This is a genomic window from Lactobacillus juensis, from assembly GCF_036246285.1.
Lineage (GTDB): Bacteria > Bacillota > Bacilli > Lactobacillales > Lactobacillaceae > Lactobacillus > Lactobacillus juensis.
Map to the genome: position 1 here is coordinate 407,746 of NZ_BTTS01000001.1, position 22,741 is coordinate 430,486.

The 22,741-nt window shown below is 35.7% G+C and carries 22 protein-coding genes; 4 read left to right on the forward strand and 18 right to left on the reverse strand.

Annotated features, from left to right (window positions below):
* Positions 1-7 precede the first annotated feature (7 nt).
* On the reverse strand, positions 8-1,312 hold the full coding sequence (gene obgE, locus AAA926_RS01985) for a GTPase ObgE (RefSeq protein ID WP_198179323.1): 1,305 nt from the start codon (positions 1,310-1,312) through the stop codon (positions 8-10).
* 76 nt (positions 1,313-1,388) lie between these two features.
* Positions 1,389-3,191, reverse strand: a complete 1,803-nt coding sequence (gene uvrC, locus AAA926_RS01990; protein ID WP_198179324.1) for an excinuclease ABC subunit UvrC — start codon at positions 3,189-3,191, stop codon at positions 1,389-1,391.
* A 211-nt stretch (positions 3,192-3,402) separates the two neighbouring features.
* On the opposite strand from uvrC, the gene AAA926_RS01995 reads away from it, so the two are divergent.
* A complete protein-coding gene (locus AAA926_RS01995) occupies positions 3,403-3,531 on the forward strand; it encodes an SPJ_0845 family protein (RefSeq protein WP_255528827.1) in 129 nt (42 codons plus the stop codon).
* A gap of 39 nt (positions 3,532-3,570) precedes the next feature.
* Here the strand turns inward: AAA926_RS01995 and yihA are convergent, their stop codons facing one another.
* The 7 genes from yihA to rpsO all read right to left on the reverse strand — a co-directional run bounded on the left by yihA (position 3,571) and on the right by rpsO (position 11,435).
* Positions 3,571-4,155 (reverse strand): ribosome biogenesis GTP-binding protein YihA/YsxC, encoded by a 585-nt coding sequence (gene yihA / locus AAA926_RS02000; RefSeq protein ID WP_198179325.1) that lies wholly within the window; start codon positions 4,153-4,155, stop codon positions 3,571-3,573.
* Entirely contained in the window at positions 4,145-5,422 is a 1,278-nt protein-coding gene (gene clpX / locus AAA926_RS02005) for an ATP-dependent Clp protease ATP-binding subunit ClpX (RefSeq protein ID WP_198179326.1), read from the reverse strand. The genes yihA and clpX overlap by 11 nt, the downstream gene beginning before the upstream one ends.
* 120 nt (positions 5,423-5,542) lie before the next feature.
* On the reverse strand, positions 5,543-6,868 hold the full coding sequence (gene tig, locus AAA926_RS02010; protein ID WP_198179327.1) for a trigger factor: 1,326 nt from the start codon (positions 6,866-6,868) through the stop codon (positions 5,543-5,545).
* A 143-nt stretch (positions 6,869-7,011) separates the two neighbouring features.
* On the reverse strand, positions 7,012-8,202 hold the full coding sequence (tuf, locus tag AAA926_RS02015; protein WP_045928030.1) for an elongation factor Tu: 1,191 nt from the start codon (positions 8,200-8,202) through the stop codon (positions 7,012-7,014).
* Between the two features lie 185 nt (positions 8,203-8,387).
* Positions 8,388-9,221 carry a tetratricopeptide repeat protein gene (locus AAA926_RS02020; protein ID WP_198179328.1) on the reverse strand — a complete coding sequence of 278 codons (834 nt, stop codon included), beginning with the start codon at positions 9,219-9,221 and terminating at the stop codon, positions 8,388-8,390.
* Positions 9,221-11,005 carry a ribonuclease J gene (locus AAA926_RS02025; protein ID WP_198179329.1) on the reverse strand — a complete coding sequence of 595 codons (1,785 nt, stop codon included), beginning with the start codon at positions 11,003-11,005 and terminating at the stop codon, positions 9,221-9,223. The genes AAA926_RS02020 and AAA926_RS02025 overlap by 1 nt, the downstream gene beginning before the upstream one ends.
* Positions 11,006-11,165: 160 nt before the next feature.
* The gene (gene rpsO, locus AAA926_RS02030) at positions 11,166-11,435 is read right to left on the reverse strand and encodes a 30S ribosomal protein S15 (RefSeq protein WP_034979304.1); all 270 of its coding nucleotides are present in this window, start codon (positions 11,433-11,435) and stop codon (positions 11,166-11,168) included.
* A gap of 200 nt (positions 11,436-11,635) precedes the next feature.
* On the opposite strand from rpsO, the gene rpsT reads away from it, so the two are divergent.
* On the forward strand, positions 11,636-11,887 hold the full coding sequence (gene rpsT, locus AAA926_RS02035; protein WP_198179331.1) for a 30S ribosomal protein S20: 252 nt from the start codon (positions 11,636-11,638) through the stop codon (positions 11,885-11,887).
* Positions 11,888-11,955: 68 nt separating this feature from the next.
* On the opposite strand, the gene holA is transcribed toward rpsT, so the two are convergent.
* The 9 genes from holA to typA form a co-directional block, all read right to left on the reverse strand.
* Positions 11,956-12,942, reverse strand: a complete 987-nt coding sequence (holA, locus tag AAA926_RS02040; protein ID WP_198179333.1) for a DNA polymerase III subunit delta — start codon at positions 12,940-12,942, stop codon at positions 11,956-11,958.
* The gene (locus AAA926_RS02045) at positions 12,939-15,227 is read right to left on the reverse strand and encodes a DNA internalization-related competence protein ComEC/Rec2 (protein WP_198179334.1); all 2,289 of its coding nucleotides are present in this window, start codon (positions 15,225-15,227) and stop codon (positions 12,939-12,941) included. The genes holA and AAA926_RS02045 overlap by 4 nt, the downstream gene beginning before the upstream one ends.
* Positions 15,196-15,921 (reverse strand): ComEA family DNA-binding protein, encoded by a 726-nt coding sequence (locus AAA926_RS02050; protein ID WP_198179335.1) that lies wholly within the window; start codon positions 15,919-15,921, stop codon positions 15,196-15,198. The genes AAA926_RS02045 and AAA926_RS02050 overlap by 32 nt, the downstream gene beginning before the upstream one ends.
* Before the next feature lie 65 nt (positions 15,922-15,986).
* Positions 15,987-17,033 carry a SepM family pheromone-processing serine protease gene (locus AAA926_RS02055; RefSeq protein WP_198179336.1) on the reverse strand — a complete coding sequence of 349 codons (1,047 nt, stop codon included), beginning with the start codon at positions 17,031-17,033 and terminating at the stop codon, positions 15,987-15,989.
* Positions 17,026-17,520, reverse strand: a complete 495-nt coding sequence (coaD, locus tag AAA926_RS02060) for a pantetheine-phosphate adenylyltransferase (RefSeq protein ID WP_198179337.1) — start codon at positions 17,518-17,520, stop codon at positions 17,026-17,028. The genes AAA926_RS02055 and coaD overlap by 8 nt, the downstream gene beginning before the upstream one ends.
* Positions 17,520-18,071 (reverse strand): 16S rRNA (guanine(966)-N(2))-methyltransferase RsmD, encoded by a 552-nt coding sequence (gene rsmD, locus AAA926_RS02065; RefSeq protein WP_198179338.1) that lies wholly within the window; start codon positions 18,069-18,071, stop codon positions 17,520-17,522. Before rsmD ends, coaD begins: the two co-directional genes overlap by 1 nt.
* Positions 18,068-18,409, reverse strand: a complete 342-nt coding sequence (locus tag AAA926_RS02070) for a DUF2129 domain-containing protein (RefSeq protein ID WP_198179582.1) — start codon at positions 18,407-18,409, stop codon at positions 18,068-18,070. The genes rsmD and AAA926_RS02070 overlap by 4 nt, the downstream gene beginning before the upstream one ends.
* Positions 18,399-19,586 carry an FtsW/RodA/SpoVE family cell cycle protein gene (locus AAA926_RS02075; RefSeq protein ID WP_198179339.1) on the reverse strand — a complete coding sequence of 396 codons (1,188 nt, stop codon included), beginning with the start codon at positions 19,584-19,586 and terminating at the stop codon, positions 18,399-18,401. The genes AAA926_RS02070 and AAA926_RS02075 overlap by 11 nt, the downstream gene beginning before the upstream one ends.
* 101 nt (positions 19,587-19,687) lie before the next feature.
* Positions 19,688-21,529 carry a translational GTPase TypA gene (typA, locus tag AAA926_RS02080; RefSeq protein WP_198179340.1) on the reverse strand — a complete coding sequence of 614 codons (1,842 nt, stop codon included), beginning with the start codon at positions 21,527-21,529 and terminating at the stop codon, positions 19,688-19,690.
* 254 nt (positions 21,530-21,783) lie between these two features.
* Between typA and def the strand changes: the two genes are divergently transcribed.
* Together def and AAA926_RS02090 are read left to right on the forward strand one after the other, a co-directional pair.
* Positions 21,784-22,338 (forward strand): peptide deformylase, encoded by a 555-nt coding sequence (gene def, locus AAA926_RS02085; RefSeq protein ID WP_198179341.1) that lies wholly within the window; start codon positions 21,784-21,786, stop codon positions 22,336-22,338.
* Between the two features lie 177 nt (positions 22,339-22,515).
* Positions 22,516-22,740, forward strand: a complete 225-nt coding sequence (locus AAA926_RS02090) for a DNA-dependent RNA polymerase subunit epsilon (protein ID WP_034979341.1) — start codon at positions 22,516-22,518, stop codon at positions 22,738-22,740.
* The last annotated feature ends 1 nt before the right edge of the window (position 22,741 follow it).

The following is a 22,741-nucleotide window of genomic DNA, read 5'->3' on the forward strand; positions in this document are numbered from 1 at the left end:
CTATTTATTATTGGACAAATTCAAAGTTGAATGAGCCAATTATTACATCATCGCCGTCAACGGCTCCTTTTTCACGCAGAGCATCATCTACTCCCAGATTTTTAAGTTTCCGAGCTAATCTCATAACACCATCTTGATAGTCAAGATTGGTCCTTTCCACTAGCCTTTCCAGGTTTTCACCTTTAATCTCAAAAACATGTTCTTCCAGTTTGGTGATAGTAAAATCATTCTTTCGCCTTGCTTGATATTTATATTCTTTTACCTCTTGAACAGGCTTTGGTTTCTGCTTTGCTCGTTCTTTTTCAACCTGCTCTACCACAGTTGCAGTATCCTGCATTAACTGCTCAATTCCTTTATGCGTCACACTTGAAATAGCATAAACAGGTGTTTGAATTTTCTCAGTTTGCAAATCTTTCTTGAATTGCTTTAATTTTTCATTTGCACCGGGAATATCCATTTGAGTTGCGACAATTATTTCTCTTCTATTCTTTAGATCTTTGTCATAAGTCAATAGTTCCCGCCGAATTGTCTGGTAATCTCGCAGTGCATCCCTGCCATTAGCAGGATCCATCGCAACCAAGTGCAAAATGACCTTTGTTCTTTCAATGTGACGTAAAAACTGGATACCAAGACCAACGCCATGACTTGCTCCTTCGATTAAACCAGGTAAATCAGCCATCGAAAAGTCACGACCGTCAGGTAAAATAACCATGCCCAAATTTGGCGTTAAAGTCGTAAAAGAATATGCAGCTATCTTGGGTTTAGCTTTAGTTACAACTGATAACAACGTTGACTTGCCCACAGAAGGAAAGCCAACTAGACCAACATCTGCCAAAACTTTTAGTTCTAAGCGCAATACTCGGTCTTCACCAGGTTCACCATTTTCAGCTATTTCAGGAGCTGTGTTAACACTAGTTGCAAAGTGAATATTACCACGTCCACCTTTACCACCATGTGCTACAACCAGTTCTTGTTTATTTTCGGTTAGATCACCAATTTCTTCATTGGTTTCAAAGTCATAAACAGTCGTCCCAACTGGAACTTTAAGATACAAATCCTTAGCTCCCCGACCATATTGAGACTTTATGCGACCATCTTCACCATTTTCTGCCTTGAACTTACGGCGATAGCGAAAGTCCATTAACGTTCTCAAACCGCTATCAGCAACAAAAATAATACTGCCGCCGCGACCACCATCGCCACCGGCAGGTCCACCATTAGGAACATATTTTTCATGGCGGAAAGCAACCATGCCGTCTCCGCCTTTACCAGCTTGGACTTCAATCTTAGTTTGATCGACAAATGTAGGCATCTAGATTCTCCTTCCGTCTTTCTTAACCATATTACTATACCACAAAAAGTTTGGTCAATTGCGGTAAAAATCAATATTACAAGGTCAATTTAACTGTCTGAGCCTGGGGCAATGTTAAACCCGCAGAACGTAATTCATCAATTGAGGCCTCTTTAATTTTTTTCAAAGAGCCAAATTTTCGTAAAAGCTTATTTCTGCTTTTGGGACCGATTCCTTTAATTGAATCAAGTTTGCTCGATAAAGCATTTTTAGCATGAGTCCTTCTATGAAACGTAATTGCAAAGCGGTGTACTTCATCCTGAATTCTAGTCATTAAATAAAAGCCTTGAGATTTGGGATCTAAAGGTATTAATTTCAAAGGCACACCATTAATCGGATCCCCATACAAAAGATGGTTTGTTCTGTGCTTGTTATCCTTGACCATACCAGCAACTGGAATATTAAGGTTCAGCTCATTGCGTAAAATATCTTCACAAGCATCTACTTGAATTTGACCGCCATCCATCAAAATTAGATCTGGCATTGGTTTATGTTCCTTAAGTAGTCTGCTATATCTTCTGCGCACTACCTCACGAGTATTACGAACCTCATCGCCACCATTTTGGTGCTCAACTTCACCCTTTAATTTATATTTCCGATAAGAGTTTTTATCTGGTTCACCATCTTTAAAAACGACTAAAGCTGAAACCGGATCAGCCCCTTGGATGTGTGAATGGTCAAAACTTTCAATAACATGACCATAAGGTAAACCTAAAGAAGCAAAAATTTCTTTCTGTGCTCCTTTAGTTTTTCTATTGCCTAATTCCAGCAAGCGAAATTTTTCGTCCAGCTTGAGCTTGGCATTGTCTTTTGCCATATTTAATAAAGAGCGTTTTTGACCCCTCTTTGGCGTTCTCACAGGGACATGCAAAACTTCACTCAGTGCCTCATTGTCAATTTTGGCTGGTATTAAAACTTCTTTTGGCAGTATTCTATTCTTTTGCCCGTAAAATTGCACAATAAAGGAAGCAAATGTATCCTCAGGATCGTTAGTATCTGTCAGTGGATACATTCTAGTCTCACTTCTAAGCAACTTGGCTTGCCGTAAAAAGAAAATTTGAATAGCAATCCATGATTTATCAACATAAAAATTAAATATATCACGCTGAGTATTGTCATTCGAGATGATTTTTTGCTTTTCGACAGTTTCTTCAATGTAATTAAGCTGATCACGAATTTCAGCTGCCCGCTCAAACTCAAGATTTTTAGATGCAACTGTCATTTTTTCGTTAAGATCTTTCTTTACCCAGCCTATATCACCGTTTAAAAAGCTTTTAATCTTTTTTATTTGAGCATCATAAACTGATTTTGGTACCGTTTTAAAACATGCTCCCAAGCATTGTCCCATATGATAGTACAGACAGGGTCTGCCCTGTTTGCCATGACAACGTCTTAGAGGAAAAACTTTTTGAATAAACTTAAGGGTCGCCTGTGCGGCATAGACATTAGGATAGGGTCCAAAATAGTAGCCCCCATCTTTTCTAATAATACTGGTTAATTTAGTTTGTGGATCACGTTCATTAGTAATCTCAATATACGGATAGCCGGTTCCCTGTTTTAGCTGCACATTATAATATGGCTGGTATTTCTTGATGAGCGTGACTTCAAGCAAAAATGCCTCTTTATCAGTTGAAACAGTGATAATATCATAATCACGAATGTTTTCTACTAATTCAGCTCTTCTGCCAACTTGAGTACTTTTAAAATAAGAGCGCACTCTGCTTCTAAGATTTTTCGACTTGCCAACATAAATTACCTTACCATTTACATCTTTCATTAAGTAACAGCCAGGTTTAGCCGGCAAAAGCTTTAATTTATTTTCAATTAACTGAGTTGCCAAAAAATCACTCCCCAAATTCGCTATCATATTTTAACATACAATTTATAATTTGAAATTTGCTTTTGCTTAGTTGGACTTTGATTATTATAAAATTATAATTTCAAAATATAGCTTTACATAATTAAATTTATTTAGAATTAATAAATTAACGTATTTTCTGGCTTGTGCTTTAGTTTTTTATTATAATTAAGATCAGAAAGGAAATAATATTATGGGTTTAACTTTTAAAAAACAAGACGAATTAGAAAAATTATTCGACAAATTTGCCACTGTGCCTGAAGACAAAAAGAAAAAATTAGCAAAAAACAAAGATAAAGTAGTCAAAGATAAAAGCAATTAAAAATGGTTCTCCAATGAGAACCATTTTCTCTTGCAAATTTTACAGATTTTGTTCAATCCATTGCCACACTTCTTGGACATGCAATTTTTGGACAGAACTAAAAGTAAGAACAGCAACGTTATCATGATTTAAATCAAGTTTTCGTTTCAATATAGCAAGTGCTTTGTTTTGCTGACTTTTCTTAACTTTATCAATTTTAGTACAAACTACCAGAATGGGAATATTTAGATATAGTGCATAGTTATACATAGCTACATCATTTTTTGTAGGTTCATGTCTAGCATCCACCAAGATAATTATTCCCTGCAAGTTTGCCCTGGTTTCAAGGTAATCTTGAATCATCATACCAAACTGTTCGCGCTTTTTTTGCGAAACTTTGGCATACCCATACCCTGGCACATCAACCAAATAAAAGTCTTGATTTACTAAATAAAAATTAAGTGTTTGCGTTTTTCCGGGTTGTGCCGAAGTTCGCGCTAAATTTTTACGATTCAATAATGTATTTATCAAACTTGATTTACCAACATTAGAACGACCAGAAAGTGCAATTTCAGGCAAATTATCAGTTGGATATTGATCCTCACGTACAGCACTAACTGCATATGAACTATCTTTAATGATCATTAGCTGCCTTTATTTCGTCATTATTTTCCTGATCATCAGCTTTACGTCTTGTCACATTTGGTTCGGCATTTTTTTCAATGACATCTTTAGTAACTTTCACGTTCTCAATATCAGGCTCACTGGGCGTTTTATACATGATACCCATCATTGCATTTTCAATTATAGTTCGCAAGCCACGTGCCCCCATATTACGGTCAATGGCCAAATCTGCAATAGCTTTTAAAGCATCCGGTGTAAATTCTAAGTTAACCTGGTCAAGCGCCATCAATTTCTTATATTGCTTTACTAGTGCGTTTTTAGGTTCGGTTAAAATTCTAACTAAATCGTTTCTGTCTAACTTATCTAGGGTAGCGATAATAGGAATACGACCAATAAATTCTGGAATCAGCCCAAACTTAACCAAATCCCCTGTTGTTAAATGCTTAGTCCAAGAATCATCTTGCACTTTATTAAGCTCATTTTCAGCACTAAAACCGATTACCTTTTTACCTAAACGACTTTTGACAATTTGCTCTATTCCATCGAAAGCTCCACCAACTATAAATAAAATGTTGGTAGTATTTATTTGTATTAATTCTTGTTGAGGGTGTTTACGACCGCCTTGTGGGGGAACGGAAGCAATAGTACCTTCCAAAATTTTTAATAATGACTGCTGAACGCCTTCACCGGAAACATCTCTAGTAATTGAAACATTTTCAGACTTTTTAGAAATTTTATCAATTTCGTCAATGTAAATTATTCCCCGTTCTGCACGTTCAATGTCATAATCCGCATTTTGCAATAATTTAAGTAAAATGTTTTCAACATCTTCACCGACATAGCCTGCCTCAGTTAAGGTAGTTGCATCAGCTATTGCAAAAGGCACATCTAAAATACGGGCTAAAGTTTGAGCCAAGTATGTTTTACCTGAACCAGTTGGTCCAATCAAAGCAATATTTGATTTTTGCAATTCAGTCGAAGAATCTACATCCATTTGTGTAACACGCTTATAATGATTATAAACTGCAACTGATAAAATCTTTTTGGCACGCTCTTGGCCAATAACGTACTGGTCAAGCTGCTTTTTAATTTCCATTGGTTTAGGTAAATCCTGTGCCTTCTTTAAAGAATCAGATTTTAATTCATCGTCAATAATTCTTTTTGATAAATCTACACATTCATTACAAATATAAACCCCGTTGCCAGCAATCATTTTTTTAACTTGATCTTGTGTTTTGTCACAAAAGGAACATTTAATAACCTCTTGATCAGTAAATTGTGATGCCATTCTATTCCTCCTTGTATCTACAAGTCTAAGGTTAGCATAAAATACGGGTTGTATATGAATTATATGCTTATAAAATAAAAAGGCAGTATGACACCACCTTTTTACTAGGATTTTAAAACTCTACTTTTTATCAGACTTGTTTTCGTCCTTTTTAGTCTTAGATTTAGAAACTTGTTTTGCGTTGTCAGCGACAATATTAATAGCCTTACGTACATTAATGTCATGTGAAAGCATATCATCAGTCAGAGTATTACGGACAGTTTTTTCGTCCATGTTATATTCACTAGCCAAGTTTTTTATTTCCTTGTCAATTTCTTCTTTAGTGGCTTTAATGTCCTCTTTTTTGACAATTGCTTCAAGTACTAGGTTAGTTTTAACTCTTTCTTCAGCATCTTTACTGAATTGTGAACGTAATTGGTCTTCTGTAGTATTAGTTATCTTGTAATATGTCTCAGGGCTAATACCTTGACGCTGCATATTTCCTAAATATTGATTCATTTGCGTATTGATATCTTCTTGAATCATAGCATCAGGAATTTTATCAATAGTAGCATTGGCAACAGCACCTTCGATAGCTGCTTGTTCAATTTCGTCTTGTGCTGCTTCTTCCTTTTGGGCCTTTAAGTCTTTCTTGATCTTTTCTTTTAAATCATCAAGAGTTTCGACTGAGTCATCTACATCTTTAGCAAATTCATCATCTAATTTTGGCAACTGTTTTGATTTAACTTCATGAACCTTAGTAGCAAAATGAGCTTCCTTACCAGCTAAATCTTTTGCACCATAATCTTCTGGAAATGTTACAACTACATCTACATCGTCTCCTGCCTTGTGACCGATTAATTGATCTTCAAAACCCGGAATAAATGTATTAGATCCTAATTCAAGAGAGTAGTCCTCTGCTGAGCCACCATCAAAAGCTTTGCCATCAACTGTTCCTTTATAGTCAATGGTAACCGTATCACCCTTAGCTGCTGCACTCTTCTTCAATACTAATTCGGCGTTCTTTTCACGCTCTTCTTTTAATTTAGCATCAATATCTTTGGCATATACTCGGGTATTTTGTTTAGGTACTTCAATACCTTTATATTCGCCCAGTTTTACCTCAGGTTCAACAGTAATAGTGGCTTTCATTTGCCAATCTTTACCCTTTTCCATTGAAACAGGTAAAATTTGGGGTTGACCTACAGCCGCAATATCAGCTTCTTTAAGTGCTGACTCGTAAGCATCAGGTAAAACAATATTCAATGCATTTTCATACAATGATTCTTCACCATAATATTGGTCAAAAATCACGCGCGAGACGTGTCCCTTTCTAAAGCCAGGAACACGCAAACTGTTCTTTACCCTCCTAAATGCTTGATCTAGCCCACGTTTTACATCAGTTTGGGGAATATCAAAAGTAAGTTCACCGGTAGTTTTATCGGTCTTATTCCATTTTACAGACATTAATTAAATACCTCCAATGTCAAGTTAAATTGCATCTTTACATACTAAATTATCTTACATTAAACGGTCGCAAAAAACAAACTTAGGCAAAAAAAGATGTACTTCTATGAAGAAGTACATCTTTTTAAACTGTTTTTAACGAACTAGTCAAGAATTTCAGTAACCTGACCAGCACCAACAGTACGACCACCTTCACGGATAGTGAACTTAGTACCCTTTTCAATGGCTGCTGGTTTGATTAATTTAACAGTAAACTCTGTGTTATCGCCAGGCATAACCATTTCAGTACCCTCTGGTAATTCAATTTCACCAGTGATATCAGTAGTGTGGAAATAGAATTGTGGACGGTAGTCTGAGAAGAATGGGGTATGACGTCCGCCTTCCTCTTTCTTCAATACGTAAACTTGTCCTTTAAATTCGTGGTGAGTTTGAATTGAACCAGGTGCAGCTAAAACTTGTCCACGAACAACTTGATCACGGTCGATACCACGAAGCAATACACCAACGTTATCTCCGGCTTCACCTAAGTCCAAAGTCTTGTGGAACATTTCCAAACCAGTAACAACTGATTTGAGAACTTTGTCTACCAAGCCGACAATTTCAACTTCATCACCAATCTTAACTGTACCACGATCAATACGACCAGAAGCAACAGTACCACGACCAGTAATAGTGAAGACATCTTCAACTGGCATCAAGAATGGCTTATCAGTTTGACGTTCAGGAGTTGGAATATATTCATCAACTGTGTCCATCAACTTCATGATAACTTCTTCTTGTTCCTTGTCACCTTGTAAAGCTTTTAATGCTGAACCACGGATAACTGGAATATCATCACCTGGGTAATCGTATTCAGTCAACAAGTCACGAACTTCCATTTCAACTAAGTCAATCAGTTCTGGGTCGTCAACTAAATCAGTCTTGTTCAAGAAAACAACGATATAGTTAACACCAACTTGACGAGCAAGTAAAATGTGTTCACGAGTTTGTGGCATAGGACCATCAGTTGCGGCAACAACTAAAATAGCTCCATCCATTTGGGCAGCACCGGTAATCATGTTCTTAATGTAGTCGGCGTGACCTGGGGCATCCATGTGGGCGTAGTGACGATTTTCAGTTTCGTACTCTACGTGAGCGGTATTGATAGTAATACCACGTTCCTTTTCTTCTGGGGCTGCATCGATTTCTGAATAATCTTCTGCTTTAGCCAAGCCCTTTTCTGATAAAACTTTAGTAATAGCCGCTGTTAAAGTGGTCTTACCATGGTCAACGTGACCGATAGTACCAATGTTTACGTGTGGCTTTGTTCTAACGTAATGTTCTTTTTCTGCCATTAAAATGACCCTCCTGTAAATTTGCAAGAAGTCCGTTGAGTAAGTAACGGATAGTTCTCTGTTGAATATTGTACTACTTTCATTGGCAAATGCCTAGTATTTTAATGCATAGAGCCATGCCTAATGAAAACGTCCTTTGCTATTATACTAAATACTTTGAAAAAGTAAAGGCATTTTATCCAATTTTATTCGGATATATTATTATCGATTTTCTCAAACAGCTTTTGATTGCTTCTGCCATCGTGATTATCAATATAAGAAGCAATGTCACTAGCAAAACTGTCGGGATCATCAACATACTTATTTAGTTTAGGATAAAGGCTTCCTAAAATCAAATTAACTTCGCCTAACACAGCCGGAAGTTGACTGGGCTTATGGTAGTAACGTGAACCAATGCCTGAAATAGCTTCACGATATACCGGTTCCTTTTCAAGTAAATTTATTTTTCGGGGAATAAATTCCTCTTCCTGCCCTAATACCAGTACCTTAAATTTATCTTTTAGTCCAAGTCTGAATAAATCCTCACATAAAACCAGTCGCACCGCAAAATTTAAACTCGGATCGATCAATAAGCTCTGGGCAAAATTTTTAAAATTCGACAAATCAAGCTTAAATAGCTGGTCGTAGTCGTATTTTGTCGGTTTAGCTTTTTGCCTAAAAGTAACCATTATTTTCTGTTGAACTGATGAATTAACTGGTTCTACCGAACATGGTAATTCATAGTCAGTTATATTTTTAACTTCTAAAGCTTCAATAAAAAAATGATTTTCACTTAGAATTTTACTATATTTAGCAAAAATTTCAGAATCAGTGAAAAGGTCTTTTTCTTCTTTAATTAATTCATAGGCAGAATAATTCTGCTTGTTCTTAATATAGAAATCACACAAATTAAGAATAACTTCGTCACTGTGACCATCCCTTAAAGCTTCTTCAAGATTTTGAATGGCCTGCAGCAAATCGCCATTTGCCTCATTTCTTTTTGCCAAATTAATTAAATTTTTTTGACTTAGTGAAGTCATCATTGATCTTTCTTGATAATTCTTTGACCGGTCTTATTAACATCAACTGGGTGATGTATTTCCTTTTTTGGTGCATCATTTTTACTATTTCTCTTTTGCATTGCCCGATGCCGGTTTTGGTTTACTTCCATTACTACCGGCAAAACTACTGGCCGTCTATTTGTTTTGCGATAAAGAAACTTTTCCAAATCATTGCGTACATCTTGTTTAATCTCTGTCCAGTCAAATTTTTTGTGCTCGAAATTATTATTGATTGTCTTTTTAATCAGCTCAATGCTGTCACGCATTAATTGCTGATTGGCCTTAATATATACAAACCCTCTACTGGTAACCTGAGGCTGAGCAATAATTTTTTTCTTGCGCCGATCAATAGTCACGACTGCAATAAAGATGCCATCATCGGACAAAACTTCGCGATCGCGTAAAACAATATTACCGACATCGCCAATGCCGGAACCATCAATCATGGTGTCCTCTCCGGGAACAGGATCTGTCAAATAAAGTCGTTTTTGATTAAAGTCATAACTTAAGCAATCACCATTTTTAGTGATAAAAATATCATCTTTTTTGAGTCCTGCCCTGATTGCCAAATCTTTGTGAATTTCCAGTAATCGATATTCGCCAATTACCGGTATTAAAAATTGTGGCTTTATAATGTCAATAAGCAGTTGTAAATCACGGCCCGTCGCATGTCCACTAGTATGTTTTGCTTTACCTAGTTGAATTACAGTACCACCAGCGCGGTAAACCATATCACTAGTTTGAGCTACAATAGTCTCTACTGCGTGAGAAGGCGTTGTGGCAATGAAAACCAAGTCTCCCTTATGAATTGTAATCATACTGTGACGTTTTTTGGCCATCTTTTGTAAAGAATTTAAAGGCTCACCCATTTGACCGGTTTCAAGAATAACCGTTTTTTCATCAGGAGTCTCTTTTAAATCTTTAACGCGCATCAACAAGCCTTTAGGAACATTCAAATAGCCAAGATTCATAGCGGTGCGGACTATTTTGGCCAAATCCCTGCCCGTCAACAAAACATGTCTGCCAGTTTTATTAGCGGCATTTAGCACTTCCTGAATTCTAATCAGGTTAGAGGCTTTGGCAGCGACGATTACTCTGCCCTTGGCATTACGAAAAACATTTGTGACGTAATCGCCAATCTCCTGCTCGGCAACATTGGGCAAGGATGCCTCTGCATTTGAGGAGTCACTTAAAAGTGCCAAAACTTTCTTTTGTCCAATTTCTGCCAATCTGTCTAAATCCGTCCGGTATTTAGGGGCTGCTGAAGGATCAAACTTAAAGTCTCCAGTATAAACAACCTCTCCTGCAGGAGTATGTACATCTATTCCCAATGAATCAGGAATAGAATGAGTGGTCGGGAAAAATGAAATATTGGCATTTTTGAAATCAATCTCTGTTTCCGCATCAATAACATGAAAAAGATTGTTTTTACAACGCTTATTCTCCCTTTTAACTGTTATTTTTGCCAGTTCGATTGTGAGTTGTGACCCAAAAACAGGTATATCATACTTTCTTAAAATATAAGGCAAAGCTCCTATCGAATCAGCGTGTCCGTGTGTCAAAAAGATGCCGACCACCTGATCACCATATTGCTCAAAAAAGTCCAGATCCGGAATAACCAGATCAATTCCAAACAATGTGCTGTCAGGATATTTAAGACCAGCATCAAGAACAAAAATTTCATCATTAACTTGAACAGCGAACATGTCTTTTCCTTGTTCACGAACGCCGCTCAAAATCATAATTTTAACTTGATCAGTCATTATATTTCCTTTTCTTTAATTTGCTATTCAGTTGTTATTTATGGATCATGTGATCACAACGTAAAAAGTATCTTTTTTTATTCTAGCATAAAAAGGTATTTTGACAAAAATAAAAAAGCCGATTCCTAATTTGAACCAGCTTTTTTGACATTTCAATTAATTAACGACGCAAACCTAGCTTCTTGATTAATTCACGGTAACGATTAATATCCTTATTTTGTAAATAACGAAGTAAGTTACGACGGTGACCTATTTTCTTCAACAAACCAACATAAGAATGATGATCGTGTGAATGATTCCTCATATGTTCAGTCAGGTTGTTAATATCTGTAGTCAAGATGGCTACTTGAACCTCAGTTGAACCTGTATCACCTTCGTGAGTCGCAAATTTTTGAATTATTTCATCTTTTTCTGCTTTTGAAATTGCCATATTATTTTCACCTTTCACTAGAATAATTGCCGTTAACAACGTTAACCGTCAGGTGTGAGCGCGCAAACAGCGTTAACGGTTCACAACAATAGTATAATACAGACAATTTTTTTAAAAAGCAAGTATTATTTATCTTGCATCTACAATTATCTTTCAGTATAATCTATAAAGTAGAATTACGATCAATGGAGGTGAAATTTATGCCACAAATTAAATCAGCTATTAAGCGTGTTAAGACTCAAGATGCTACAAGAAAGCGCAATGCTGCTCAAATGAATCAGTTAAGAACTGCTGTTAAAAAGTTCAAGACTGCTCAAGCTGCTGGTGCTGATAACGCCTCCGAATTACACGTAGCTGCTGCTCGTGCATTAGATAAAGCTGCTTCTAAAGGTCTTATTCATAAGAATAAAGCTAACCGTGATAAGAGCCGTTTAGCAAAACTTGCAAAATAATGATCTTGCTTAATTAATAATCAAAAAGACAGAAATGAAATCATTTCTGTCTTTTTATTTACATAAATTTATACACTGAGAATAAATAGTTTTAAAAAATTGTTTTCTTGGTATTGTCCGCTCTTATAATTAAAATCCAACTTAATTGCTTGTTTTAATAGTTTTGCTACTTTGTCCAGTGCTAATCTATTTTTAAGAGCTAACTTCACGCGATAAGGATGAACTCCCAAAGTTTGCACAATCTCAGCTTCACTGCGGCCTCTCTCATTAAGTACCTTAACAATCAAAATCAATTCCAACTGATTTTCAAACACCGCAAGAATCTGTATTGGATTGTTGCCGTTGTGCAGCTGATTACTTAATCTTGCCAAAGCTTCTTGATAATTGTTGCTTAAAGCTGAATCCAATATAGCAAAAATATTTTGTGCCAAAGACAAATCAACATTTTTTTCGACTAATTCAGTCGTGATTTTTCTATTGTTCGCAACCATTTTCAGTTTATTGTAATTACTTAAAACAGTGTCTAGTACTTGATCGCTGCGTTCTAATAAAAGATTCAGAGCAGAACTCGTAATTTGATACCCTTCCATGGAAATCAAATTTCTGACAGTTTTACCCATTTCAAATGGTCTGATTTTGGTTTCCACCACATTGAAATTTTTGATAATAAGCTTAGTAATTTTCTTTCGCCGATCAATTTTTTCATATGAGGCAACAATTACTAAAACATCATCCAACTCTGCAATGTTTGCAAAAACATTCTGCAACTTTGAAATTTGCTTTTGGAATTTTTTAGGAGCTTTTGCAGTTAAAAAAAATGGGTTTTTAATTGTTATTATTTTTTTTTGACTAAAAAGGCTCGACTCAGTGAGATCAGCAATTAATTCATCTAAGCCATCTGAATCACAATCAACAGAAACTTTTTCATATTCAGAAAATTCTGCTTCATGAATATATGAATCAGCAAGATATTCATTTAAGAAAGCATCGTCGCCATTAATCAGCGTATGAGCAATTTTCTTATTAGAACCTTTAAACAAAGAAAGTAATGTCATTTTTTAATCACCGGTAAAAATCTCTTAAATTTGGGCCTCGTAAAAACACCATAAGTCCAAGTAATCATACCACAGTCTTGGGTCGATGCCCACGGAATATGTTGCTCCTGCAAAGTTTCAATTGTCTCCATGTGGGGATGACCAAAACGATTTTTGCGACCGGCAGAAATAAAAACTTTTTCTGGATGTAGTGCTTTTAAGAATTCTTTATTTGAAGCAGTACGACTACCGTGATGACCTAGTTTAAAGTAATCTGCATGCAAAGGATATTGATTTATAATTTCCAGTTCACCTTCTTGACCTAAATCGCCAGTAAAAAGCCACCTTTTACCTGCCAATTTAAATGTTAGAGAAAGAGAATCTTCATTTTTGCCTAAACCTGGCTTAAAAGGATAGACAGTCTGAAAAGATATTTGAGAGTCATTAACTCTATTCCCAGCTAATAATTGTATGATTTGGCTTTTCTTGATTTTACCAATGATCCTTTTTTGAAAAGAAGGATTTTGTATTAATCCTCGAGCTATATATAATTTTTTTACTTTGATTTGACTCAAAAGTGGTCTCAAATCACCTACATGGTCTGCATCTTGATGCGTAATAAATATCCCGTTAATTTTGCTTATGCCTTGAGCCTTCAAAAATGGCAACGTAATTTTATTAATTTGAGGGTTTATTTTCTTGCCGTTAAAATTAAGTTTTCCGCCGACGTCTATTAAATAAACTTTTCTGAAAAACGGAGTAGAAATAAAAATACTGTCACCTTGACCAACATCAATAAAAGTCACCTGTCCCTGCAACGGAAAATGAATTGTTAAAAATAGCAATCCATACATCAGTAAAAGGCAGCCTATGATATTCTTTTTTACTTTTTGATTGTCTGGCTTTTCATTTATCCAAATCAATATGATAGATGTCAACATTAATAAGAATAGGCATTGCCACCAGTTTATTTTGCCAAATGTTAAAAGACCAATTTTGCTGTTAGAAATTTGTGCAATTGCTTTTTCTCCTTGTTCAAGTATTCTTTCAAATAAAAAACTGCATTTTGGACTAAAACTAAAGAGAAACAAATTCAAAAAAGTTAAAGGCATTACGACCCAGTTGAAATATGGCACAATTAGTAAATTGAAGAAAACGGTTAATAGATTAAATTGAAAAAAATAAAATAGAAGCAAGGGCAATAAAAGACTATTTAAAGAAAATGACTGCTTAAATTTAGTCATATGGTTAGTCATTTCCAAACCCAAGGCTAAAATATAGCTTAAAATTGCACCAGTGTTCATCATCAAACGCGGAGCGAAAATTAAGTGCAAAACAGCAGTTAGACCAAGTAAATCACTCTTGTTAATTTGTAATTTATTTATACTAAGGAGCTGACCTAAAATATAGGTCAAACTTGCTCTGATAAAACCAACTTGACCATTACTGAGAAAAATTCCTATAAGTAAAATAATTAAACAAAAAACAAATGTCTCTTCTTGTGTTAATTTTAAAAAATAACAACATGTACTGATTAACAGAGTATAAATACCAACATGCAGACCGGAAATACTCAGAATATGAATTACACCAAGGTCACGATAATTATTTAGTATTGATTGAAATCTTTGACTGGGATTCTCACCTAATATCAGTTCACTACTGAAAAAAGATAAGATTGGTGGCATTTTTTGCAAAAACACTTTTAATTTGAACCGCAAATGATGTAAATAATTCCAGATGCCACGCTTTTCAATTTTAACTTTATAGTTGGTCAGTTTGACTTCTTGAGTAATATTTTTAAAGCGATAGAACCTTTGCAGATCAAATTGGCCATAATTAGAAGCAGGTTCAATCGGATTTACATCACCAGACAAATTATAAAGTACAACTTTGTACCCTAATCGTAATTGTTTTATTTGGCTAGATTTTATTTTTCCAGAAACTTTTATTTTGCCGTTTGCCACTTGACCATCAACTGTGAACCAATCGTCAAAAATTTCAACCTGGTCAGGATAAAAAACTATTACTGTCTTGGGACGGATGGTAAAGTTAGTTTGCTTTTTATCAATGTAAGAAACAAAAAAAGTTATGAAAAGAACGACGAGAGAAAACCATTTTAAAGAATTAAACTTATAAAAAAGTAAATATGAAAGATAAGATCCTATTAATAGACAAACGAGCTTTTGCATTAAGGTATTGCACTGGTAGTACAAGAAACTTAAATCAACCAGTAATAAAGCTAATACAAGAAAAAAGCCGGGTTTTAGGACATCAAACTTCCAATTGCTCTTTAAGGGCGACAAAAGTTTTTTCCCCAATTCCAGATACTTGTTTAAGTTCCTCTATGGATTTAAATTGACCGTTTTTTTGACGATAAGCAATAATTTGCTGTGCTTTTTTCTCTCCAATACCATTAAGTTGTTGTAATTGTGCTACATTTGCGGTATTAATATTTACTTTGTTGCTGGCAGTCGTTTGATCAGCTTTGTTATCACTATTTTCAGCAGAAACCGAGCCAGAGGAAGTAGATGAAACTGACTCTACCACTTGTTCTGCTTTAATTTTTTCACCTTTATAAGGAATATGAATTTTATCCTGGTCTTTTAATATCAAAGCTCGGTTAACCCTTTTCAACTGAGCGTTGCTTTTAATACCTCCTGCTGCAGCGATCAGCTCATTTAATCGTGCTCCATTTTTAAGTGTGTACACTCCTTGATGATTAACGGCACCTGATATATCACAAGTGACATTTTTGGGCTTAGCTGCAGCGATTTCTTTTGTTTTTGTTTTCTCTGAATTTGTTTTGTCTAACAAATTGTCAGTATTGTCTTTTTCACTTTGCAAAAGCTCAGTATTTTCATCGTCAAAATCATTAATATTTTCATTAGATTCCGATTTTTTTATTTCAAACACAAAAACAACCATTAAACATGCTAATCCAATGAAAAAATACGTTTTATGCTTATCAATAAAAGTTTTTAATTTTTCCCAATCCATGTTTTCAACTCCTATTTTTAAGTACGTAAAAAAGCCCAAAAACATTTGGACTTTTTTGATATTTATCAATAATTTTTTTGTAAATAATGGAGTGCATCCTCAAACGTGCGCACAGGAACAATTTTCATCTTTGTTCCAATTTGCTTGGCCGTCTTTTTAGCAAGCAGATAATTACTTGCACTTTTTTTCATTCCTGCCGTATCAGTAGGTGCAAAAAAGACCTCAGCACCAGCACGATCAGCAGCCACAACTTTTTTATCAACGCCACCAATCATACCCACTTTGCCTGATGGACTGATTGTTCCAGTTCCAGCAATCTTATGGCCTTTAGCTAGGTGCTTGCCTGAAAATACTTCATAACTAGTCAAAGTGAACATTAATCCGGCTGATGGTCCCCCTATTGCACCGGCGTTAATTGTAACTTTTGGCTTTGTCTCAACCTGTATATGTTCTACCAGCTGTATTCCAATGCCAGGTTTGCCTGTTCCCTCAACCTTAACAATTTTTCCTTTAAAATTGATCTTTTTCTGTTCTCGCAAGACATTAATTTCCGTTTTAGAGCCTATTCTCTTTTTTTGAAAATAACTGATCATTTCTTCTGTAGAGTGAAATTGATGACCGTCAGCGCCTAAGACAGTATCTCCTACTTGCAATTTGCCATTAAAGCTTGAACCTTTTTGCACCTGCATAACGTAAACACCTTTATAGTGGAGTTTAGGCTTTAGTCCCGCCTTTTTGGCCGCATAATAAATTGCATTTTGTTGACTAGTTTGCATATACCAATTTTGTAATTCTTGGTATTGACTGCTGTTTGAACCACCCAACAACTCAGTTTTTGGAATACGACTAGCATGCTTTTGAGTAAAACTGAAAAGATATTCCCATACTGTTGCCGGCTGACTTGTTTCACTGACTGTCACTAAATAAAAATTACTTGGCGGCTTAACCTTACTTTTTACAAATTGACCAATTGAAACAGCACTGCCTGGCATTTCAATATAATAATTGGTTGGCCAGTTTAAGCCAATAAAAACCAGAAAAAATGCCAAAATAATAAATAGCCATTTTCGAGCTTTTGAAAACTTCTTGAGTGGTTTCTTTTCATTATTCATGTTTGTTATAACCTATTTTTTCTTTTAAAGCCTGTGCTGCTTTAGTCGGCAAAAAACTAGCAAAATCACCATTAAACTGCGCAATTTCTTTTATAATACTTGAGGCAACAAAGCTATTTTCTGGCTCAGTAAAAAGCAAAACGGTACTTATGTCACTAGCCATTTTTTTATTCATTTCTGCAATCTGCTGTTCGAATAAAAAGTCTGTAGTATTTCTTACGCCACGTACAATTGTATTTGCTCTTAAATCGCGTGCAACATTAACAGTAAGCTGGTCAGGCTTTAGCAGCACTTGAACATTTTTCAGATCTTTGACGGCATCATTAATCAAGTCTTCTCTTTCTTCATTTGTGAAAAGATATTTTTTTGCCGTATTGACCATGACCACTACGTAAACTTTATCAAATATCGCAGCAGCCTGATTAATTATATCAACGTGACCGTTAGTGATGGGATCAAAACTCCCAGGAAATATTGCTACACTCATTAGTATTCCTTTCGATAAAAACGAACGATGGTTTTACCCAGGTGCTTTTCTTTAATTAGCTGAAAATTACTGCTTGTTTTTAAAGCCGTTTGATCATCAGTTTCAGCCACTACTACTGCCCCATTATTCAATAACTCAAGGTCAACCATTTTTGCCATATCCGCCGCAATTTTTTGCTTGGCATAAGGTGGGTCTAAGAAAACAAGATCAAATTTCTGCTTTTCTTTGGCAAATTTACTTAAAGCTGCATTACTCGGCATTTTATAGACTGCAAAACGTTCAGGCTCCTTTGTTAAAGCCACATTCTTGCGAATAACATTAACAGCCTGATAATTAATGTCAACTATAACTGCGTGAGAGCATCCCCGAGAAACAGCCTCAATTGCCAGAGCGCCACTTCCCCCATATAGATCTAAAACTGCTCCACCGTTAAAAAATTGACCTAACGAATTAAACAGAGATTCTTTAACCTTGTCACTTGTTGGTCTTGTAATTTGGCTTTTAAGAGTAAATAAATTGCGTTTAGCATACTTTCCGGAAATAATTCTCATAATAGCTGTTCAGTATCTTCCTGACGTTCTTGTAATGTTTTTTCGGCTTCTTGGGCTAATTCTGTAATTTGCTTTTCAATATGATCGCTTGAGAGATCGATTTGATTCCGATTTGATTTTTCCACTTTTTCAACAAAATCAAGTGAATTCAAATCTTGGCAAACTTGTTCAATGTCTTTTTTATTGACATATAAAATACAATAAGCAAATTTCTTAGAAAAATAAACAATATCGCCATATCGTCGCAATTTATATTGATCACTAATTGAATTCAAATAAACAGTCAGACTTTGCCTTTGAATAATATTTTTATTAGCTAAATCTTTTTCAACGCCCATTTGCAAACCTTTCTTCATTTTTAATTCGTTCATTTGCTGAAATATTCAACACAATTCCGATAGCAGCTGACAAAATTATTAAAGATGATCCACCATAAGAAATAAACGGTAGCGTGACCCCAGTTATAGGCAATAAGCCAAGCACAGCACCCACATTAAAAACTGTCTGGGTAAAAATAATTGTCGTTACCCCAAAACATACTAAGGCATTGAATTGGGAACTGGCATGAATACCAACTTCCATAATACTCCATATTAAATAAAAAATTAGACCTATTACTACTAGAGCACCAATAACCCCTATTTCTTCTGCAATTACTGCTAAAATGAAATCCGTATAAGGCTCGGGCAGATAGCCTCTTTTTTGCATGCTATTACCCAGACCTACACCAAATAAACCGCCATTATGAATAGCGTAGTATGAGTTAACCAGTTGTGCTCCTCCCTTTTGCTCCAGTTCAAACGGATGAAGAAAAGAAAGAAAACGACGATACTGATACTTATTTTGCAGAAATTCAGGATTCCATTTGATAATCAGAAAAACCAGCAGGTAAACTCCAACCGCTATTCCAATAAGACATAAAACTGCGTTTTTAGCGGGCACACCAGAAACTGAGAACATGACGATGACAATCATTGCTAAAACAGCGGTACCGCCAAAATCAGGCTCAAGGATAACCAAAAACATCATAAAAGCAGCTAAAATTGCAGGTCTGGACAAGTTTTGAATAATTTGGCCTTTGTTAAAAGAACCATCATGACGATCTAAAAAATAAGCCAAATAAATTATCAAGGATAATTTGGCAATTTCCAGTGGCTGAATCTTAATTATTTTTAAATCAATCCAACCTACAGAGCCATTGACCGCAGCAGCAGAGCCCTTGAAAATTTTTAGACAAATTAAATAAAAAAGTAATAAAATACTGATCCCGAGAAACCAAACAACAAACTTCCGACTCTTGAAAATATCAAGTTTTAAAAAAAAGCAGAGAGCACCAAAAACAAAAACCGCAAAAAAAGCGTACACGGCTTGGCGTTTACCGTAAAATGCCGGATTAAAGCCATTCACCAGCAAAATATCCGAGCTAGCAGAATAGACCATCACTATTCCAAAGACCACTAACAGGATATATGGTAAGAAAATATTGTAATTTAAATGGTGAAGTTTTTGCCGCACAAGCCGACCTCTCCTTCTATAATAAATTAACCTTTATTATAAGCATTATAAAACAAAAAGAGCACCACTTCATCAGTGAGTGCCCTTCTTAAAAAATTTATTTATTTCTTATTACGTCTTTTATCGGCTTTTTGTCTCTCAGAAGTGTTCAGAATTTTCTTTCTTAATCTGATTGAATCAGGAGTTACTTCACAATATTCATCATCATTTAAGAATTCAATAGCTTCTTCAAGAGTTAAAGTCTTAGGAGTTCTAATTGCAGCAGCGTGATCTTTCCCAGCAGCACGAGTATTAGTCAGGTTTTTACCTTTGATAACATTAACTGCGATATCACGGTCACGAGAGGATTGACCGACAATCATTCCTTCATAAACTTCGACTCCAGCACCAATAAACAATTCACCACGTTGCTCAACTGTTTGCAAAGAATATGTGGTTGATTTACCCTGGCTAATGGAAACTAAAGCACCATTTTGCCTTCCCGGTTCCCAGTTCTTAACAACGGGCTTATATGAATCAAAACTATGATTCATAATGCCGTAGCCACCGGTTTGGGACATAAATTCATTGTTATAGCCAATTAAGCCACGAGAAGGAACTAGGAAGTCAAGCCGAGTTTGATTGTTACCGGTAGATGCCATGTTCTTCATTTCGCCTTTTCTCTGAGAAAGTGAATCGATGACAGAACCAACATATTCATCAGGAGTATCCACTTGAACAGCTTCAAATGGTTCACACATTTTACCATCAATTTCACGATAGATAACTTTTGGTCTTGATAATTGCAGTTCAAAACCTTCACGCCGCATTTCTTCAACCAAAATTGAAAGGTGAAGCTCACCACGACCTGAAACTGTCCAAGCATTTAATTGGTCGGTTGGATCAACTTTCAATGAAACATCGGTTCTGGTTTGCTTAATTAAGCGATCTTCCAACTTCTTTGGTGTTACTTTATCACCTTCGCGACCAGCAAAAGGTGAATCGTTAGCGACAAAATCCATTTGCAGTGTAGGTGGATCAATCTTAAGGAGAGGCAAAGCTTCAGGATTTTCAGCTGAAGCAATAGTTTCACCAACAAAAATATCATTAATCCCACTAATGGCAATGATATCGCCTGCTTTAGCTTCCGTAATCTCGTTACGCTTTAAGCCAAAGAAACCGAACAGTTTGGTAACTCTAAAGTTTTGGGTAGATCCGTCACGTTTCATAACAGTGATATTATCGCCAACTTTAACTCGCCCGCGATAAATACGACCAACACCTATACGGCCAACATAGTCATCCCAGTCAAGCATCGTAATTTGGAATTGCAAAGGCTCATCCGAATTATCAATTGGTGCAGGAATTGATTTAATAATCGTGTCAAAAATAGGGTTCATAGTTTCTTCCTGCTTTGACGGATCAGGATCATAAGAGGAGGTACCATTTAAAGCAGATGCATAAACTACTGGGAAGTCAAGCTGCTCATCGTTTGCTCCTAATTCAATAAATAATTCCAGCACTTCGTCAAGAACTTCTTTAGGACGAGCACCAGGACGGTCAATCTTGTTGATAACGACAATTGGCTTAACTCCTGCTTCTAATGCCTTTTTAAGTACGAAACGAGTTTGCGGCATAGTGCCTTCATAAGCATCAACCAATAATAAAGCACCGTCGACCATATGCATGATTCTTTCAACTTCGCCACCGAAATCGGCATGTCCTGGAGTATCCAGAATATTAATGGTTGTATCACCATATTTAACCGCAGTGTTTTTAGATAAAATAGTTATACCACGTTCACGCTCAATATCATTTGAATCCATCGCACGATCTTCCAAAGCCATATGTTCAGGGAGAGTGTCGGATTGTTTCAACAATTGGTTAACCAAAGTAGTTTTACCATGGTCAACGTGCGCTATGATAGCTATATTCCTAATATCGTCTCTTCTTTTTTCTGACAAAAGTATTCCTCCTCCACTCCTCAATAAAAAAACTGTGACGTGGTCACAGTTTCGGCGGCACGTCAAAAACATGCTGATCGAAGTGTTTCATATCTGTATATTTACGCTCATTGATTTTACCACCTAACAGTTTAAGGGTCAACGTTTATCCCTCTTTTTCAAATTAAAAATTTAGTATAGAATAAAAAGCAGACAAATTAGTTTATTTTATGTTACAAATATAAATATAAACTTTTATGAAAGAGTGAATGTAATTGATTTTAATGAAAGATATTACCCGTGACGGTAACCCAGTATTGCGCAAAGTAGCTAAACCATTAACTTTTCCTTTAAACGAACATTATCAAAATTTGGCTAAAGAAATGATGGAATATCTAGTTAACTCGCAAGATCCTAAAATTGCAGAAAAGCACCAATTGCGTGCCGGAGTTGGTTTGGCCGCACCACAGGTTGGTGAAAGCGTTCAAATGGCCTCATTACTGGTTCCAAATGACAAAGGTGATATTGTTTTTAAGGAAACTTTTGTTAATCCTGAAATTTTATCTGAATCAGTCAAGCAAGCTTGCTTAAGTGAAGGTGAAGGATGCCTGAGTGTTGATAAAGTAATTGATGGTTATGTGCCACGACCTGACAAATTAAAAATTCATTACTATACTGTCTCCGGTGAAGAAAAGACCATTCGCTTAAAAGACTACCCAGCTATTGTTGCATCCCATGAAATCGAACACTTACGGGGACATCTTTTTTATGACCGTATCAATAAGCAGAACCCATTTAAATTAGATGAAGATACAGTAATAATTTATTAATTTTAGTAAAAAGATTTTTAGCCGTCATTTTATTGCTTTGACGGTTTTTTTAATAAAGCTGGCAAAACTTGATTCTATACTTGTTTTTGCATGTATGGTAAAATTTTACTAGCTATTGGATGCTTTATGTTATCCAAAATTTGAACGTTTTATTAACTGAATAAGGAGAATACAAATATGATCTATAAAGTTTTGTATCAAAAAGACAAGGTTGTCAACCCTAGACGGGAAACAACCCAAACTCTTTATCTTGAGGCCGACAACATGGTGGCCGCAAGAACAATGGTTGAGGAAAATACCCCCTATAATATTGAACTCATCCAAGAATTGGCTGGCAATTCGCTAACTTACGAAAAAGAGCATGCCGATTTTAAATTAACCACTTTTGAGAGTAAGAAGTAGT

Bases quoted from the DNA above. Each gene is read 5' to 3' on its own strand.
- holA (WP_198179333.1), bottom strand. From the start codon at position 12,942: ATGACATTACTTTCTTTGTTTAAAGGTTCTAATAAGAAAATTGCTCAT.
- obgE (WP_198179323.1), bottom strand. From the start codon at position 1,312: ATGCCTACATTTGTCGATCAAACTAAGATTGAAGTCCAAGCTGGTAAA.
- AAA926_RS02025 (WP_198179329.1), bottom strand. From the start codon at position 11,005: ATGACTGATCAAGTTAAAATTATGATTTTGAGCGGCGTTCGTGAACAA.
- AAA926_RS02090 (WP_034979341.1), top strand. From the start codon at position 22,516: ATGATCTATAAAGTTTTGTATCAAAAAGACAAGGTTGTCAACCCTAGA.
- rsmD (WP_198179338.1), bottom strand. From the start codon at position 18,071: ATGAGAATTATTTCCGGAAAGTATGCTAAACGCAATTTATTTACTCTT.
- coaD (WP_198179337.1), bottom strand. From the start codon at position 17,520: ATGAGTGTAGCAATATTTCCTGGGAGTTTTGATCCCATCACTAACGGT.
- tuf (WP_045928030.1), bottom strand. From the start codon at position 8,202: ATGGCAGAAAAAGAACATTACGTTAGAACAAAGCCACACGTAAACATT.
- rpsO (WP_034979304.1), bottom strand. From the start codon at position 11,435: ATGGCAATTTCAAAAGCAGAAAAAGATGAAATAATTCAAAAATTTGCG.
- rpsT (WP_198179331.1), top strand. From the start codon at position 11,636: ATGCCACAAATTAAATCAGCTATTAAGCGTGTTAAGACTCAAGATGCT.
- clpX (WP_198179326.1), bottom strand. From the start codon at position 5,422: ATGGCATCACAATTTACTGATCAAGAGGTTATTAAATGTTCCTTTTGT.
- AAA926_RS02055 (WP_198179336.1), bottom strand. From the start codon at position 17,033: ATGAATAATGAAAAGAAACCACTCAAGAAGTTTTCAAAAGCTCGAAAA.
- tig (WP_198179327.1), bottom strand. From the start codon at position 6,868: ATGTCTGTAAAATGGAATAAGACCGATAAAACTACCGGTGAACTTACT.
- AAA926_RS02070 (WP_198179582.1), bottom strand. From the start codon at position 18,409: ATGGGCGTTGAAAAAGATTTAGCTAATAAAAATATTATTCAAAGGCAA.
- AAA926_RS02050 (WP_198179335.1), bottom strand. From the start codon at position 15,921: ATGGATTGGGAAAAATTAAAAACTTTTATTGATAAGCATAAAACGTAT.
- yihA (WP_198179325.1), bottom strand. From the start codon at position 4,155: ATGATCATTAAAGATAGTTCATATGCAGTTAGTGCTGTACGTGAGGAT.
- AAA926_RS02020 (WP_198179328.1), bottom strand. From the start codon at position 9,221: ATGACTTCACTAAGTCAAAAAAATTTAATTAATTTGGCAAAAAGAAAT.
- AAA926_RS01995 (WP_255528827.1), top strand. From the start codon at position 3,403: ATGGGTTTAACTTTTAAAAAACAAGACGAATTAGAAAAATTATTCGAC.